Source organism: Nocardiopsis sp. B62, assembly GCF_018070675.1.
Taxonomy (GTDB): domain Bacteria; phylum Actinomycetota; class Actinomycetes; order Streptosporangiales; family Streptosporangiaceae; genus Nocardiopsis; species Nocardiopsis prasina.
Map to the genome: position 1 here is coordinate 261,389 of NZ_JAGPXK010000003.1, position 15,848 is coordinate 277,236.

General features: G+C 68.8%; 12 protein-coding genes. 2 read left to right on the forward strand and 10 right to left on the reverse strand.

What is annotated here, in order from left to right; all coding sequences use genetic code 11:
• Positions 1–36: 36 nt before the first annotated feature.
• The gene (locus KBX21_RS05215; RefSeq protein WP_210841141.1) at positions 37–1,587 is read left to right on the forward strand and encodes a 4-hydroxyphenylacetate 3-hydroxylase N-terminal domain-containing protein; all 1,551 of its coding nucleotides are present in this window, start codon (positions 37–39) and stop codon (positions 1,585–1,587) included.
• A gap of 40 nt (positions 1,588–1,627) precedes the next feature.
• On the opposite strand, the gene KBX21_RS27065 is transcribed toward KBX21_RS05215, so the two are convergent.
• The 10 genes from KBX21_RS27065 to KBX21_RS05265 form a co-directional block, all read right to left on the reverse strand.
• Positions 1,628–1,996 carry a biotin/lipoyl-containing protein gene (locus KBX21_RS27065; protein ID WP_210841142.1) on the reverse strand — a complete coding sequence of 123 codons (369 nt, stop codon included), beginning with the start codon at positions 1,994–1,996 and terminating at the stop codon, positions 1,628–1,630.
• A 5-nt stretch (positions 1,997–2,001) separates the two neighbouring features.
• On the reverse strand, positions 2,002–3,000 hold the full coding sequence (locus tag KBX21_RS05225; protein WP_210841143.1) for an alpha-ketoacid dehydrogenase subunit beta: 999 nt from the start codon (positions 2,998–3,000) through the stop codon (positions 2,002–2,004).
• Entirely contained in the window at positions 2,997–4,055 is a 1,059-nt protein-coding gene (locus tag KBX21_RS05230; protein ID WP_374225700.1) for a thiamine pyrophosphate-dependent enzyme, read from the reverse strand. The genes KBX21_RS05225 and KBX21_RS05230 overlap by 4 nt, the downstream gene beginning before the upstream one ends.
• A gap of 17 nt (positions 4,056–4,072) precedes the next feature.
• Complete coding sequence (locus KBX21_RS05235) at positions 4,073–5,830, reverse strand: non-ribosomal peptide synthetase (RefSeq protein ID WP_210841145.1); 1,758 nt, start codon at positions 5,828–5,830, stop codon at positions 4,073–4,075.
• On the reverse strand, positions 5,827–7,191 hold the full coding sequence (locus KBX21_RS05240; RefSeq protein WP_210841146.1) for an extracellular solute-binding protein: 1,365 nt from the start codon (positions 7,189–7,191) through the stop codon (positions 5,827–5,829). The genes KBX21_RS05235 and KBX21_RS05240 overlap by 4 nt, the downstream gene beginning before the upstream one ends.
• A 12-nt stretch (positions 7,192–7,203) precedes the next feature.
• On the reverse strand, positions 7,204–8,220 hold the full coding sequence (locus KBX21_RS05245; protein ID WP_210841147.1) for an alcohol dehydrogenase catalytic domain-containing protein: 1,017 nt from the start codon (positions 8,218–8,220) through the stop codon (positions 7,204–7,206).
• A 151-nt stretch (positions 8,221–8,371) separates the two neighbouring features.
• Positions 8,372–9,940 carry an MFS transporter gene (locus KBX21_RS05250; protein ID WP_247665239.1) on the reverse strand — a complete coding sequence of 523 codons (1,569 nt, stop codon included), beginning with the start codon at positions 9,938–9,940 and terminating at the stop codon, positions 8,372–8,374.
• A 188-nt stretch (positions 9,941–10,128) separates the two neighbouring features.
• Positions 10,129–11,364: a cytochrome P450 gene (locus KBX21_RS05255; protein ID WP_210841149.1), complete on the reverse strand. Its 1,236-nt coding sequence runs from the start codon at positions 11,362–11,364 to the stop codon at positions 10,129–10,131.
• 15 nt (positions 11,365–11,379) lie between these two features.
• Positions 11,380–12,738, reverse strand: coding sequence for an FAD-binding protein (locus KBX21_RS05260; RefSeq protein ID WP_210841150.1), 1,359 nt, complete (start codon positions 12,736–12,738; stop codon positions 11,380–11,382).
• The gene (locus tag KBX21_RS05265) at positions 12,735–13,922 is read right to left on the reverse strand and encodes an acyl-CoA dehydrogenase family protein (protein WP_307869158.1); all 1,188 of its coding nucleotides are present in this window, start codon (positions 13,920–13,922) and stop codon (positions 12,735–12,737) included. Before KBX21_RS05265 ends, KBX21_RS05260 begins: the two co-directional genes overlap by 4 nt.
• Before the next feature lie 314 nt (positions 13,923–14,236).
• On the opposite strand from KBX21_RS05265, the gene KBX21_RS05270 reads away from it, so the two are divergent.
• Positions 14,237–15,601 (forward strand): condensation domain-containing protein, encoded by a 1,365-nt coding sequence (locus KBX21_RS05270; protein ID WP_210841152.1) that lies wholly within the window; start codon positions 14,237–14,239, stop codon positions 15,599–15,601.
• The last annotated feature ends 247 nt before the right edge of the window (positions 15,602–15,848 follow it).

A 15,848-nucleotide genomic window follows, 5' to 3' on the forward strand; every position in this document is an offset into this window, starting at 1 on the left:
CCGGCCCGGTCCCGTAGGGAAGAGGGAGGTCGGCGGATGAACAGACCGATGACTGGGCTGGAGTACGTCGAGAGCCTGAAGGACGACCGGGAGGTGTACCTCCACGGTGAGCGGGTCCGTGACGTCACGACCCACCCCGCGTTCCACAATCCCGTGCGCATGACCGCGCGGTTGTACGACGCTCTGCACGACCCCGAGGCCAACGGTGACCTCATCGCGCCCACGGACACCGGTTCGGGTGGTTACACACACAAGTTCTTCACTGCCTCTCGTTCAGTGGAGGATCTCGTGGCCGACCAGCGCGCCATAGCCGCCTGGTCCCGGATGAGCTACGGGTGGATGGGGCGCAGCCCCGACTACAAGGCATCCTTCCTCGGCACCCTCGGGGTGAACGCGGACTTCTACGCGCCCTACGAAGAGAACGCGCGTCGGTGGTACCGGGAGTCGCAGGAGAAGGTGCTCTACTGGAACCACGCCATCATCCATCCGCCTGTGGACCGGAACCGCTCTCCCGACGACGTCTCGGACGTCTTCGTCCACGTCGAGAAGGAGACGGACAACGGCCTGGTCGTGAGCGGGGCCAAGGTGGTGGCCACGGGCTCGGCCCTCGCCCACTACAACTTCGTGGCGCACTACGGGCTGCCGGTCAGGCGCCGCGAGTTCGCCCTCATAGCCACCGTGCCCATGGACGCGGCCGGAGTGAAACTGCTGTGCCGCCCCTCCTACACCGCCGCGTCAGCGCTCACCGGCAGCCCCTTTGACCATCCGTTGTCCTCGCGGCTGGATGAGAACGACACGATTCTCGTGCTCGACAAGGTGCTCATCCCCTGGGAGAACGTGTTCGTCTACGGGAACGTCGGCAAGGTCCAGATGTTCGCCGAGCACTCCGGATTCACCGAGCGGTTCACGTTCCACGGCTGTACCCGGCTCGCGGTCAAACTGGAGTTCATCGCGGGACTCCTGGCCAAGGCTCTGGAGATGACCGGTACGCACGATTTCCGGGGGGTGCAGAGCCGCTTGGGCGAGGTCCTCGCCTGGAAGGACCTCTTCTGGGGACTGTCGGACGCAGCCGCCCGCAACCCCGTGGAGTGGCGCGGCGGGGCGCTTTTGCCCAACCGCCGTTACGTCATGGCGTACCGGTGGTTCATGCAGGTGGGCTATCCGCGCGTCATGGAGATCATCAAACAGGACGTGGCCAGCGCTCTGGTGTACGTCAGTTCGGGTGTGGAGGACCTGCGGTCCCCGGAGGTGCGGCCCTACCTCGACCGGTACGTCCGGGGCACGGGCGGAGTGGACGCGCAGGAGCGTACGAAGCTCATGAAGCTCCTGTGGGACGCGACGGGGACGGAGTTCGGTGGTCGCCACGAACTGTACGAACGCAACTACGCCGGCAACCACGAGAACACCCGGGTGGAGATGCTCCGTGCCCAGACCTCTTCCGGGGAGGTGGACGCGTTCAAGGCGTTCGCCGACACCTGCATGGGGGAGTACGACCTGGAGGGATGGACCGTCCCGGACCTGCGATCCTTCAACGATCTCCGGGAGGCGGGAAGAGGGCTCCTCCGCGGAGTCCCCGACGGTGCGTGAACGTTGAGGGGGAGGCGCGCCCGCGGGCGCGCCTCCCTTGTCAGTTCTGGCCGGGACCGGAGGGGGGCTCCTTCGGTCTTCTCCTCCGACGTCTCACGGGCGTGGTTCGGCTTGGCGCGCCGTGCCCCACGAGGGACGGCGGGGCCTCTCCCGGGGAGTCCTCACGGTCCTCCACGATCACGGCCAGGAGCGGGGTGCCCACCGGTACGACGGTGCCGGCCTCCACCAGCAGGGTGTCGACGACACCGTCGAAGGGGCAGGGGAGTTCCACCGCGGCCTTGGCCGTCTCCACCTCGATCAGGGGCTGGTTCACGGACACCCTCTCCCCAGGCTCCACCAGCCACTCCAGAACCTCAGCCTCGGTGAGTCCCTCACCGACGTCCGGCAGAGAGAAACAGACCCTTCTCATCGGACTCACCACACCCTGTCCACGGCGTCCAGGACCCGGTCCAGGTCGGGCAGGTAGTGGTGTTCCAGCCGTGAGGGCGGATAGGGAGCGCAGAACCCGCCCACGCGGAGTACCGGCGAGCGCAGGTCTGTGAAGCAGTGCTCGGTCACCAGCGCGGCCACCTCGCCTCCATGACCGCCGAAGACGGGCGCCTCGTGGACGATGACGCACCGTCCCGTCCTGCGAACCGAGGCCGTGACGGTGGCCAGGTCCAAGGGGCTGAGCGACCGGAGGTCCACCACCTCCAGAGACCGCTCGGTGTCGGCTTCGGCGGCGTCCAGGCAGGTGCGCACGGTCGGCCCGTAGGCCAGCAGACTGACGTCGGTGCCCTCGCGCACGATCGCCGCGTCGCCCATGGACCTGCCGGGGACCCGGTCGGTCCGGACGGGACCGCGCTCCCAGTAGAGCCGCTTGGGCTCGAAGAAGACCACGGGATCGGGGCAGGCGATGGCCTGGCGGATCATCGAGTACGCGTCGTCCGGTGATGAGCAGGCGACCACCCGCAGCCCCGGGGTGTGGGTGAAGTAGGCCTCCGGAGACTCGCCGTGGTGTTCCGCGGCCCCGATTCCGCCGCCGAAGGGTATCCGGATCACCAGTGGTACCCGGGTCGAACCCCGGGTCCGTGACGCGATCCGGGCGAGCTGGGTGGTGATCTGGTTGAAGGCGGGGAAGACGAAGCCGTCGAACTGGATCTCGCAGACCGGGCGCAGGCCGCGCAGAGCCATACCGATGGCGGTGCCGACGATGCCGGCTTCACCGAGAGGGGTGTCCATGACCCGATCGGGTCCGAACTCGGCGACCAGGCCGTCGGTCACCCGGAAGACCCCGCCCAGCGTGCCCACGTCCTCCCCGAGGACCACCACTGAGGGGTCGGAGGACATGGCCGCCCTCAGGCCGGAGTTGAGGGCCTTCGCCAGGGGCATCACCGCCGGTGGGGCCGTGGTCTCCGAAACGCTCGCACTCATGTCGGCTCCTCCTCGAACGAGTCCAGGTACTCGGTGAACCACGCCCTCTCGTCCTCGGCGTGAGGGTGGGGATCGGCGTACGTGTGCGCCCAGATCTCGTCCACGGCCGGTTCGGGCAGGGCACGGCACTCTCGCCTCAGGACACGGGCGAACGCTTCGCAGTCCCGCTCGACGGACTCCAGGAACTCGGGCGTCCCGGAGTCCGTCCTCCTCAGGAGCGCCTCCAACCGGTCCAGGGGGTCCCTGCGCAGCCAGGCTGCCTCGTCCGCGGCCGAGCGATAGCGCCGTGGGTCGTCGGAGGACGTGTGTGGTCCCATGCGGTAGGTGTACGCCTCGATGAGTGTGGGTCCGTGCCCGGCTCGGGCGCGTCTCAGCGCGGCACGTGTCGCGGACAGGCAGGCGAGCACGTCGTTGCCGTCCACACGGACCCCGGGAAGACCGAAGCCCCCGGCCCTGTCCGCCAACGGAACGAGGGACTGTCGCTCCACCGGTTCGGAGATGGCCCACTGGTTGTTCTGGCACACGAAGACCACCGGTGCCTTCCGGGACGCGGCCCAGACGAAGGCCTCGTTGACCTCTCCCTGGCTCATCGCCCCGTCCCCGACGTAGGCGACGGCGACGTCATCCGATCCCTGGAGAACCGCCCCCATCGCATGGCCCACGGCGTGGAGGGCATGGCTTCCGACGACGACGGAGTAGGGCTGCAGTCGGTACTTCCCGGGATCCCAGCCCGAATGCGCGACACCGCGGAAGTGCGCCAGCAGTTCCGCCGGCGGTACCCCGCGACACCAGGCGACGCCGTGGTCGCGGTAGGTCGGGAAGGCCATGTCGTCCGGGCGCAGTGCGCGCGCGGAACCGACCTGGGCGGCCTCCTGCCCGCGTAGCGGCGTCCACACCGCCAGCTCGCCCTGGCGTGCCAGGGCCAGCGCTTCGGTGTCCAGGCGTCGGACCATCGCCATGTCCCGGTACAGGGCGCGAACCTCGTCCGTGTCGAATCCGGCGGGGAGCTCCCGGGCCGTCGACGGAGACCGCTCCGTCTCCAGCAGCCGCACCATGCCCTCTCCCTCCGCGCTCACGCGTGCTCCTCGGCCCTGTGCCGATCCACCACGGAAGCGAGACCGCGGGCCGTGGAGGCGTCCAACAGGTCGACGACACGCAGGGCCACCCCGGTCTCGCCCTCCACTCGATTGAGGAGACGCATGGCGAGCAGGGACTGGCCTCCCAACATGAAGAAGTCATCCTCGGGGCCGACCGGCGTCGCTTCCAGCACCTCGGAGAACAGACCGCACACGAGTCGTTCCGTGGAGCTCCGGGGTTCGGTCCGTTCCACTGCCCGATCGGTGGTCAGGGGCGGCAGCGCGGACCGGTCGACCTTCCCGTTGGGGGTGAGGGGCAGGGCGGACATCACCGCGAACGCGGAGGGGACCATGTACTCCGGAAGCAGTCGCCGAACCAGGTCGCGTGCCTCTGTCAGGTCGACGATCCGTCCGGAGGCCGGCACCACGTACGCGGCGAGGCCGGTCCCTCCCGGGGGGAAGTCCTGTGGCACCACGGTCGCGTGGGCCACCTCCGGCATACGGGAGAGGGCGGCCTCGACCTCCCCGGGCTCGACCCGAAAGCCCCGGATCTTCACCTGTTGGTCCGCGCGGCCCACGACCTCGATCATGCCGTCGCTTCCGCGTCGCACCAGGTCGCCGGTCCGATACGTGCGCGTACCGGAGCCGTCCGCTGCCTCGGTGAAACGTTCGGCCGTGCTGTCGGGGCGGTTGAGGTAACCGAGCGCCAGTCGGGGACCGTCGAGGTGGAGCTCCCCCTGAACTCCGTCCGGAACGGGCCGCAGGGCGTCGTCGAGGACGTGTGCGCCCACACCCGCCATCGGTAGGCCCACCGGCAGTCGTGATCCGGAGCTGGGTGGGGACGCCACGGGCGCGCTCACCGTGAAGAGGGTGGTCTCGGTGGCCCCGTAGGTCGTGCGCACCACAAGGTCGGGACAGGCGATCATGACGCTGCGGACCGCGTCCGCGGACACGGTGTCCCCACCGGTCAGAACCTCGCGCAGACCGGAGAGACAGCCCGGGGCCTCCTCGGCCAGTACCCGGAACAGACCCGCGGTCACGTGCATACCGCTGATCTCGTTCTCCCGGATCAGGCGGGACAGTTGGGAGACCCCGACAGGTCCCTTCGGCGCGGTCACCACCGTTCCGCCGCGCAGAAGGGGGACCAACATCTCGTAGGCGGAGACACTGAAGGCGTGCGGGGCCACCATGAGGACACGACGGTGGTTTCCGGAGTCCCAACAGGGATCGGAGACGAGGTCGAGCACGTTGGCGTGGCTGACGACCACGCCCTTCGGCTCCCCGGAGGAACCGGACGTGAACATGACGTAGGCGGGAGACTCCGGACCCGTTCCGGTCGGGACGGCCGGGACCCCACGCGAGGGTCCATCGCCGGCTTCCACGATCAGCGGTTCGACACCCGGCAGGGTACGCGCCGACGCGGAGGCCGGATCGGCCAGGACGACCGGGTCGCCTGCCAGTTCGAGGATGCGGGCCATCCGTTCGTCCGGGTAGGCGTCATGAAGCGGCAGATAGCAGGCACCCGCCTTCAGGACCCCCAACACCGCGGTGAACAACGTGGCGGACCGTTCCATGAGGAGTGCCACCGGTTCCTCCGGCCGTACACCCCCCTCCAGGAGCAGGTCGGCCACCCGGTCCGACTCCTCGTCGAGTCGCCGGTAGGTCATGCGGTGTTCCCCCGAGACCACGGCGACGGCGTCCGGCGTCTCGCGGACCCAGTGGGAGAAGCGTCCGTGTGCGGTGTCAGATGTCATCGGAACTCTCCAACGCTCTCGGCTCGCTCGCGGCGGGCTCTTTCGTGTTCATGGATCGCCCTTCGTGCGTCCTCGGAGGCGCGTGTGAGTCGCTCGTGAGGCTCTGCTTCGTGGAGGAGGATGTCGTGCACCGCGAGGGACAGCGCGTCCTGGACACCGTCGAACCCGCCGATGACGGCTCCGAGGGTCTCCGGAGCCCCCGACGACGAGGAGAGGGCGTCAACGGCGACGCGCTCATGGGGGTGTTCGCGGAACCAGCCGTCCTTCTCGAGCAGTTCGACGGCTTCCCGAGTGACCGGTACGGAGCGCACGCGGCGGTGTCGCTCAGCCGTGTTCTCGGCGTTGAGCAGGTAATGGAGGAAGGCGAGAGCCGCGTCCTCGACGGCTCTCGGAAGATCGGCGCACAGCCACAGGGCGTCGCCCCCGATCATGGTTCCCGCTTGCGGCCGGTCTTCGTTGTACGGCAGCGGAGCCAGGGAAACGGAGAAGGAGTTCTCTTCCCCGGCCCTGACCATCTGTTCGGCATCCACTGAGGAGCTCAGTGCGAAGGCAGTGCGCTGTTCGGCGAACGCCCTGTGGTTCTCCCGCCAGCTGGCGAAGCCCGGCCCGTCACCCCAGTGACCCGTGTACAGGTAGAGGCCCTCCCTGTGCATCCCCACGCACCAGCGGACATAGGCAAGGACGGCCTCGGAGGTGAGGTCCACGGTTGTGGCGCGCCCGAACCTGCCGTTTCCCTGGTCGGCGAGCAGAGCTCCCTGCCGGGCGATGAACTGCTGGATGATCCATCCGTGGTTCGGCCACGTCACGCCGTGGTCCGGCCCTTCGGGTAGGGCGGCCACCGCCTGGCAGACTGATCGCAGCTCTGACCAGGTCCTGGGCGATTCGAGGACTCCCGTCTTCTGGACGAGGGAGGAATTCGTGTAGAGGAGTGTGGTCGACACCAGCAACGGCATCGCCGAGAACTCGCCCTCGTGTGTGTAGTAATCACGAGCTGCCGGTATGAGCTGGTCGTGGACCAGGGGTACGCCGAGGATCTCCGTGCGACCACGAACCGCTCTCCCGACGGGAACGAACAGTGGTCGCCCGTCTCGTCGGGTGGCGTCCCGGGCCTCCTGCGCCTTGGAGTAGAAGTACTGGACGATCGCCGGACGTTCACCCGCGGCGACGGCGGTTCGCACTGCCTCGGGGTGTGAGGGGAACTCGTGTGTGGTGATGTCCAGGACAACGGACGGGTGTTCACGCTCGAACCGCCGCGCCGCCTCGAGGATCCCTCTGGTGTGGTCTCTGTTCGGGTACTCGTTGAGCCGGATCCTCACGTGTGTGCGGCCGTCGACCTCGCCGCACCCGGCCTGCGCTGCCATGGAACCTCCCGGTCAGTAGGTGATGACGGCCCGGAACCGACTCGTGCCCCTGGTGAGCTCGGTGACGGCCTCTTCGATCCTGTCCTTCGAGAAGAGCTCGAACATCGGAGTGACCCGGCCGCTGGCCACGAGGTCCAGTGCCTCCGCGAGCCTGGCCGGACCGGCGTGAGTGCTGCCGCTGATGCGTTGCCGCCTCGCCCAGAATGTGCTTCGGGGGCCCAGGTCGAGGGAACCGTCGGGAAAGATGCCGGACACGACGAAGTGTCCGCCTCGCCGGAGCCCCTGGAGCGCCTCCGAGGCCTGAGAAGCGCTGGGGGTCACCGCGATGATGACGTCGGCTCCACCGATCTCGGCCAGTTCCGTGCCGCTGGTGACGACGTTCGCCGCGCCGAGTTCGCGAGCTGTACCCGCCTTTTCCGGGTTGCCGGTCACGACCAGGGTTTCGAGGCCACAGGCACTCGCGTACTGGACCGCCATGTGTCCGACACCGCCCAGACCCACCACCGCGACTCGCTCGTTCGGGCCTGGAGCCGCGTCGGTGAGAGCGCTCCAGGCCGTGTACCCGGCGCAGAGGACGGGCGCGGCGACCTCATAGGAGAGTCCGTCGGGAAGCAGCACCGTGCCCGATGCCGAGGCGACGACGTATTCGGCGTGCCCTCCCTGAACCGTCACCCCGGTGGTACGGGGCGACGCGCAACCCATGGCCGTCTGACCGGTCAGGGACGTGTCCGTGGCGCAGTAGGCGCACTGACCGCATGACCCCTGCATCCACGGGACTCCGACCCGGTCGCCGATCCGGCGGTTCCTCACGTCCGCTCCGAGCCCAACGACCTCTCCGGCGGCCTCGTGCCCGGTGATGATCGGTCCCGGACCGAGGAAGGGAAAGCGCTTCTGCCCGACGAGTACGTCGTTGTGGCACAGTCCGCAGGCGCGTACCCGGACCAGAACCTCGCCCGGTCCTGGTGTTGGAGTCGGGACTTCCCGAATTTCCCAGTCCGGCCCAGCATTGGAAACCACCGCAGCTTTCATCGAACTCCCTTGCTGTCGCCCCCTTGTCCATCTTATTAATTCACGGAGATGCTTTATTCTTCGTTTGTGCTTGCTGTAAAAAAATCCCGGAGTCGAATCAGGGATCCGACTCCGGGGGCGACGCTTGTGAGTAGTTTGCCGGGAGGTTGTCTCAGTGTTCCTGTCCGCTGGAGTCCGGAACCCCTTCCTCCTCGTTCGCGGAGTTCTCACCGCCAATGGCTCGCGGTTCCCGCAGAAGGAAGGCCGCGGAGGCCGCCAGAACCAGGAAGACGGCTGTTCCGATCCACCCCGCCGTGTTCAGTCCCGTGGTGAAGGCGGACTGCGCGGCGGAAAGGAGTTCGGCGCCCGCGGGCGCGGCGAGGTCGGCTGAGGCGTTCGCGGCCGCGGGCAGGGTCTCCCCGGCGTTCTCGGGAGTGCCCGGGGGAAGGGGTTCCTCGGCCATCGCCCGCCGGTAGATGACGGCGCTCGCGGTACCGATCAGGGCCAGTCCGAGCGTGGAGCCGAAGTGGTTCGCGGTCTCCGACATCGAAGCCGCTGATCCCGCCTTCTCCTGGGGTACGGAGCCGACGATGAGGTGGGCACCCAAGGCGACCACTGGTCCGGCTCCCAGGTGGGCCAGGGTGATCCCGATGGTGACCAGAGCCGTTCCGCCGGTTGAGGGGGCCTGACTGATCATGAGGAACCCGATCGCCCCGAGGGCGAAGCCGCCCGACATGACGGCCCCGGCGCTCCACCTGCTTGTCAGCATCGGTGCCAGCAGGGACCCCACGGCGATCGCGATACCGGCTGGGGCGAGCCAGAGCCCGGAACGACCGGGCGAGAGGCCCTCGACGGACTGTACGTACTGGCTCACGAGGAGGAAGGTGCCCGCCAGCGCGAGAGCGGTGAACAACATCGACAGCAGCGTCGCGCTGAACCGGATCCGGGAGAAGAGCCGGATGTCGATGAGCGGATCGTCCAGGCGCAGTTGCCTGCGAGCGAAGACCACGGCGAGGAGGATGCCGAGGGCGAGGACCGGTCCGGAGAGGATCGCGGTCTCCGCGCCTCTCAGGGAGAACTCCTTGATCGCGTAGACCAGCGACAGGGCCGCAACGAGGGACAGAAGGGCGCTGGGCAGGTCGATCCGCCCGGCTGCGTCGTTGCGGAACTCCGGCAGCAGGAACGGTCCCGTGGCGAGCAGGAGGACCATGATCGGAACGGCGAGCAGGAAGGCCGCCCCCCACCAGAAGTACTGCAGGAGAACGCCTCCGATGACCGGACCGAGCGCGGCGCCGGACATCATGCAGCTGACCCACACACCGATGGCCAGACCGCGCTGACGTTCGTCCTCGAAGAGCGTGGTGATCAGGGAGAGGGTCGACGGCATCATCGCCGCGCCCGCGATTCCGAGCAGGGCCCGGGCGGCGATGATCGTCTCGGGGGTGGTGGAGAACGCGGCGACCATGGAGGCCACGCCGAAGCACGCCGCGCCGACCAGCAGGAGGCGTCGACGGCCCACCCTGTCTCCCAGGGTTCCCATGGTGATGAGGAAGCCGGCCAGAACGAAGCCGTAGATGTCGGTGATCCACAGCTGTTGCGTGCTGCTTGCCCCCAGGTCAGCACTGAGGTGGGGCAGGGCCAGGAACAGCACGCCGATGTCCACTGAGATCAGGAGCGTGGGTAATGCGAGTATGACGAGCCCGAACCATGCTCGCGGGTTGGCGTTCGGGGGTTTGCTCAAGCCTTCTGGGGGTGCCATTCAACCTTCCTCGGGGGAGGAGCGCGAAAGATCGGAATTCTCTCTTTCGAGTGGCTCGGGGGGAGTACCACATGAAATCGTGCGGAGTTAGCATAAAGCATGGGAGTGGTGTCAACGGAGGTTCCTCGCATCGTTCGCTGATTCCCGTGGGGGGAGCGTGAGCAATCCGGTCATTCGGTCACTTTCTTCCCAAGTCGCACGGGAAGGGAGCTGAGGCCGTTCATGATGAAGGTGCTCTGACGCTCCAGCCGAGAGGCGGGCACGGCCAGGCGCAATTCCGGAAAACGCCTGAACAGGGAGGACAGTGCCACCTCCGCTTCCAGACGAGCCAGCGGCATTCCCACACAGCGGTAGACCCCGTGCCCGAAGGACAGGTGGCGCTTGTCGGCGCGGTCGGGATCGAAGACGTCGGGGTCCCGGTGGTGGATCGCCGGATCGCGGCCCACCGCGGCGTAGTGGATCAGTACGGGCTCACCTCGGGGAACCACCGTCCCCGCGACCTCCACGTCCTCGACGGCGAAGCGGAACGGAAGATGTGCGACGGGGGCCTGGACACGCAGGGTCTCCTCCACGGTGTCACCCCAGGGAGTACGGCCCTCCAACGCGGCCGCCAGACTCCCGGGACTCCCCAGCAGTTCCGAGATGGTGTTGGTGAGGAGGTTCTTGACGGGCTCGGTGCCGGTGGAGACCAGCAGCAGGATCGTGCCCATCAGCTCGGCTTCACTGAGCCTGGATCCGTCCTCGTCCCGTGCCCGGATGAGGTCGCTCACCAGGTCGTTGCCGGGCTGCTCGCGCCTGGACTCGATCAGCTCCCCGGCGATCCCGTGCACGCGTTCGATGACGCTCGCGGTCTCCTGTGAGGTGTTGGTGGTGTCCACGTTCGCCTCGCCGCCGCTGAACAGGACCGCCCTGACGTCCTGTGGAACGCCGAGCAGTTCACAGATCACGTTCAGGGCCAGGGGTTCGGCGAACCCCGAGCGCAGGTCCACCGGTGCGTCGCCGCTTTCGGATTCCAGGGCGTCGAGGAGCCGGTCGACGGTCCTCTCGATCTCCGGGCGAAGTCTCTCCACCCGCCTCGTGGTGAAGGCCCCGGTCACCAGCCGTCGGAGCCGTGCGTGGTCCTCCCCGTGCGAGGTCGTCAGGTTCTCCATCATGGCCCACCCGATCAGGGGGAACGCCGGGTCGAGCGTGCCGTCCGAGAAGGCCGTCCAGTGCTTGCGCGGATCCTTCGAGAAACGCGTGTCGGCCAGGACCTGCCTGGCTGCCTCGTATCCGGTCACGGACCACGCCCGAACCCCTCCGGGCAACTCGATCCGGGCGATCGGGCCCAGGACCCGGATCCGCTCGGCCTCCTCGTGGATGTCAGCGCCCGTGGGGTCGATGACGATCGCGCCGTTGGGACGCATGGGAACTCCTTCGTGTCAGGTGCAGGCGGCGTGCGTGTCGTCGCGGAAGAGGCCGAGTGGATCGGTTCTCTCCCTGACGGAGGCCAGGGCCCGGGCGTGCTCCGCGGCCAGCGCCGGCGTGCCGTTCGCCCCGGCGCTCGAGAAGGTGGGGGCCGCCCGTCCCGTGTCCCAGGGAGACAGGGCCCGTCTGACGTGGGCGAGGCCCGTGTCGACGGCGTCCCTGCCCGCCACGGGAACTCCCCCCGCGACGTAGGCGTAGGCCGCGTCGAACCGGTCGAGGGCGCCGCCCGGTACGTCGGGATCGGCCAGGGCGCCACCCAGCTGTCGAAGTTCCACGTTGGCCAGGTGCTCACAGGAGCCGTCCAGAGCCGCTTCGAGAAAGTCGGCCGTCTCCTGGCCTCCGTCCCCGCGCAGCAGCATGTGGTCGGTGATGAGGGGGAGCGGGGTCACCGGGTCCATGTGGGAGGACGGCACGGCCGTGAGGTCCGTTTTCCGCCAGGTGTCCAACACGGGCCGCGCGGCCGCCCTCAGGGGCCCGAGCAGGTCCCCGGCCGTGGCGGTCGCCTCCGGCCCCGCGGTTCCCGTGCTGATCGCGGCTCCGTCGACGCAGAACACGGGACGGGCCCGCAGCTCCTGGGGCACGTCTGGGGAGTCGGGCAGGCGCATGACCCTCAGGGACGTGGTGACGTTCCTCGGTGCCCCGCGGGCCCAGGCCGTCCACAGGGGGGCCAGGCGGTGAGCGTCCTCAACCCGCCAGAAGGCGGCTCCGGTGAAGACTTCGGAGACGGGGAAGAGGTCCACCTCGACGGAGGTGACCACTCCGAGGCCCCCGCCCCCACCGCGCAGGGCCCACAGCAGGTCGGGATCCGACGCCGCGTCGACACGGCGAGCCCGCCCGTCGGAGGTCACCAACTCCACCGCGCGCAGACTGTTGGCGGCGACACCGGTCAGCCTCCCATGCGAGCTCAGCCCTCCTCGCAGGAGGTAGCCGACGGCACCGACCGTCGGAGAGGAACCGTGGGGCACCGCCAGACCGTGAGCCGCGCACGCGTCGACGATGTCGCCCCACACGGACCCGGCCGGTAGGCGGACACTGCGTGACGCGGCGTCGACCTCGATCCGCCCCTCGATCCGGGTGCGCACCAGCATGGCGCTCGCCATGTCCGGGCCCGAGCCCGCGGAGTGTCCCGTCGTGTGCGTCCGGACCGCAAGGCCCTTGGCAGCTGCCCGACGCACGGCCGCGCGCGCCTCCTCCACCGACCGGACCGTCACCGCCGCCGCGGGGTGCAGGGGCAGGGCCGTGTTGAACACCTCGGTCGCCTTGGCGTAACCGGCCTCGCCCGAAGTCGGCGGCGTCTCGTCCCCTCCCTTCACTGATCCCTCCCGAACCGCGTCCGTGCCAGGTCACGCATCGCACGGGTCGGCAGGAGGACGGAGATCCCCGCGTGTCCATGCAGCGTGGACATGTCACGCCACACCCGCTCGATCCGCTCGCCGTGGCGCACGGCGCTCGAACCGACGGTGGGGAAGAGGTGTCGCTCGACCGCTCGCCAGCACAGCAGGATGATTTGGCGGCACATCGCGGTGATCCGCAGGTCCTCCTCCCTGGTGAAGGAAGCGGGCCCCGCTTCGCACAGGGACTCCCACTGGCGTACGGCGTCGTTGACGGCGGCCTCGGCGGTGCCGATGAGCCCTGCGGCTTCGCCGTACCAGGTCTGGTAGTCGGGGTCCTCGAACCTTGCGGTGATGGGAGGAAGGACGGTCGTGCGGGAGACCATCGCCTCCCCGTAGGCGTCCAGGGCTCCCTGGGCCATGCCCACCGCGAGGGCGGCGATCTCGAGGTTCATGAAGCTCAGCGGGCCACCGCTGTAGTGCGGACCGTGGAGCTCCCTTCCGGGGGTGCCCTCAGCCATCGTCAGATCGCTCAGGTGCCCCTTCAGCGTCCAGTGCTCGGGCACACGAGCCCCCGGGAGGGTGGTGATTCCGTGGGATCCGCTCCCGCGCAGGCCGAGCTGCTCTCCCCAGTCGTCGAGCAGCTCCCACTGGTCGCGGGGCAGGACGAAGAGCATGGGCTCCGGAGGGGCGCCCCCTTCACCGTGGACGAGGGCGTGCCCCATGAAGTGCGTCGCGTAGGGCGAACCCGAGCAGTAGCGCCAGGTGCCCTCGATCTCCCAGCCGCCGTCAGTGCCTCTGCGGGCCTCGCCGCCGGGAATGATGGTGGCGGGACAGATGAAGTCCCCGCCCGAGAAGAGCTCCGACTGGCTCCTCTCGCCGAAGAGGCTCGCCACCGCGAGCGCGTGAGTGGCGCCCAGACAGTACATCCACCCCGTGGAGGGACAGGCCCGGGCGAGGGTCCTCGACACCTCCAGGAAGGTCCGGGGGGCCATCTGGAACCCTCCGAACCGGCGTGGCACGAGGATTCGGTAGAAGCCCGCTTCCGAGAAGGCCCTGTGGGTCTGCGCCGAGTAGTGCGTGCGGCGCTCCGTCTCGGCTTGGGCGTCGATCAGGCTCGGGCCCATGGCCGCCGCCCGGGCGACCATCTCGCTGTGGGTCGGCACTGGCGTGTCTGGTGTGCCTCGGAGGTGTTCCGAGGGCCTTCGGGTGACGGCCATGGTGCTTGGTCTCCTCAGTCTCGGCGCCGACTCGTGCAGAAGCCTCACACGGGTTGGGCGACCGCGACGTCTCCACGATTGCCCTGCGGCGCATCCGTTCGCGAACTCGCCGGTGCGCCTGTTTGCGCCGGTGAAGCGGCAAACGGGGAGAAGCGTGCGGGCGGCGTCGCTTGTTAGCGTGCGCTGGCGGAGCGGCCCCCAGGGTGTGCACGGCCGCGGGGCCGCGTCGTCTTCGAACGTTGTCGAGAAGGGGACGCACAGTGACCGTTTCGGAAGCACCGACCGAACCCAGGAACGATCAGGACCGCATTCCGCTGTCCTGTAACCAGCAGTTCGTCAGCGTCTTCGACGGAGGCGACGAACAGGGTCCCTTCGGACCCCGGTACCACATCGTCCACGGCTGGCGTCTGCGCGGACCACTGGACGTGCCCGCGCTGAGACTCGCCCTGGACGACATGGTGGAGCGCCACGAGGCGCTGCGCACCGTGATCATCAGGGACCGGGACGAGTACCACCAGCGTGTCCTCGCAGTTCGACCGGTCTCCCTGACGGAGCGCCCACTACACGCGGGCACGGATGAGGAAAGGGCCGAGGTCGCGGAGGCCCTCGTGAGCGAGGTCGAGTCGTGGTCCAAGCGGGCGGACGAGGTCCCCCACCTGCGCGCCGTTCTCGGACGGTTCGACGAGGAGGACGCGGTCCTGGTCCTGATGGCGCACCACATCGCGACCGACGGGTGGTCCGTGCGGGTCCTGGTACGTGACCTGGCCGAGGCCTACGCCGTACGCCGCGACGGTGGAGTGCCGGGGCCGGACGGGGTGCCCCAGTACAGCGAGCACGTGTGGGAGGAGCGTGCCAGGGCCGAGTCGGACGCTGACCGGGGCACGTACTGGAGGCACCGTCTGGACGGCGCACGGCTCACCGCCACCCCGACCGACCACCCGCGCTCGGAGGGCCGCCCGCCCCGGACCGCCGTGTACCGGTTCGGAGTGGCTGCCGACCGCTTCCTCCCCGTGCTCGATCTGGCCCGGCGGTCGCGCAGCACCCCCTTCATGGTGCTGCTGACCGCCTACGGACTCCACCTGTCACGTCTGACCGGAGAGACCGACCTCGTCGTTCCCACTTTCACGCCGGGGCGCCCGGACCAGCGCTTCCATCGGACGGTGGGCCCCTTCTTCAACTTCCTTCCGCTGCGAGTCCAGCTGGGTGAACCCGCCGACTTCCGGGAGGTGCTCGGCCTCGTCCGCCGCGCGTGCGGTGACGACTACTCCCAGGACATCCCCGCCGTTCGCGTGTTCGCCGAGGCACCCGAACTCATGGCGCCCGGGATGGCGGACGACGCCGCACCCGTGGTGTTCCAGGTCTTTCCCGCCCCCCAACTCCTGGCCAACGAGGTCTTCGGGGGAGTCGAGTTCGCCGAGATCCAGGATCGGCTGACCTCGGTTCCTCAGGGCGCCGACGTCCCCGACGGCGCCCTGTGGACGATCCACCTGCCGCCCACGGGGGAGCTCTTCGGTTCCGTCCAGTACCGCACCGACCTCTTCGAGGAGGCCACCGTGATCGAGGCGGTGGAGAGCTTCCTCCGGACACTGCTGGACGGTGCGAACGCGCCTGAGACGGCGCTCTGAGCGTCCGGAAGCCCAGCGGCCCCCCCGCACCCCGTACGGTGCGGGGGCCTACTCGTGGAGGGCGTGGCCCCCTGGCCGGAGCACTCACCGTAGCTCCTCATCCGAGGACCAGGATCTGGAAATCGAACCCTCACATCCATCAGTTGCTCGGGTGTACCGTGCGACCTCGTCCGGAAGAGCATGGCCACAGTCGCTGTGTGGGCGGCAGAATCGTCCTATGCGACGAACACGGCCACGCACAGTCCCT

Excerpts from the sequence above, each read along its gene's own strand:
- KBX21_RS05230 (WP_374225700.1), bottom strand. The coding sequence starts at position 4,055 with ATGGTGCGGCTGCTGGAGACGGAGCGGTCTCCGTCGACGGCCCGGGAG.
- KBX21_RS27065 (WP_210841142.1), bottom strand. The coding sequence starts at position 1,996 with ATGAGAAGGGTCTGTTTCTCTCTGCCGGACGTCGGTGAGGGACTCACC.
- KBX21_RS05235 (WP_210841145.1), bottom strand. The coding sequence starts at position 5,830 with ATGACATCTGACACCGCACACGGACGCTTCTCCCACTGGGTCCGCGAG.
- KBX21_RS05215 (WP_210841141.1), top strand. The coding sequence starts at position 37 with ATGAACAGACCGATGACTGGGCTGGAGTACGTCGAGAGCCTGAAGGAC.
- KBX21_RS05240 (WP_210841146.1), bottom strand. The coding sequence starts at position 7,191 with ATGGCAGCGCAGGCCGGGTGCGGCGAGGTCGACGGCCGCACACACGTG.
- KBX21_RS05255 (WP_210841149.1), bottom strand. The coding sequence starts at position 11,364 with ATGCGTCCCAACGGCGCGATCGTCATCGACCCCACGGGCGCTGACATC.
- KBX21_RS05245 (WP_210841147.1), bottom strand. The coding sequence starts at position 8,220 with ATGAAAGCTGCGGTGGTTTCCAATGCTGGGCCGGACTGGGAAATTCGG.
- KBX21_RS05225 (WP_210841143.1), bottom strand. The coding sequence starts at position 3,000 with ATGAGTGCGAGCGTTTCGGAGACCACGGCCCCACCGGCGGTGATGCCC.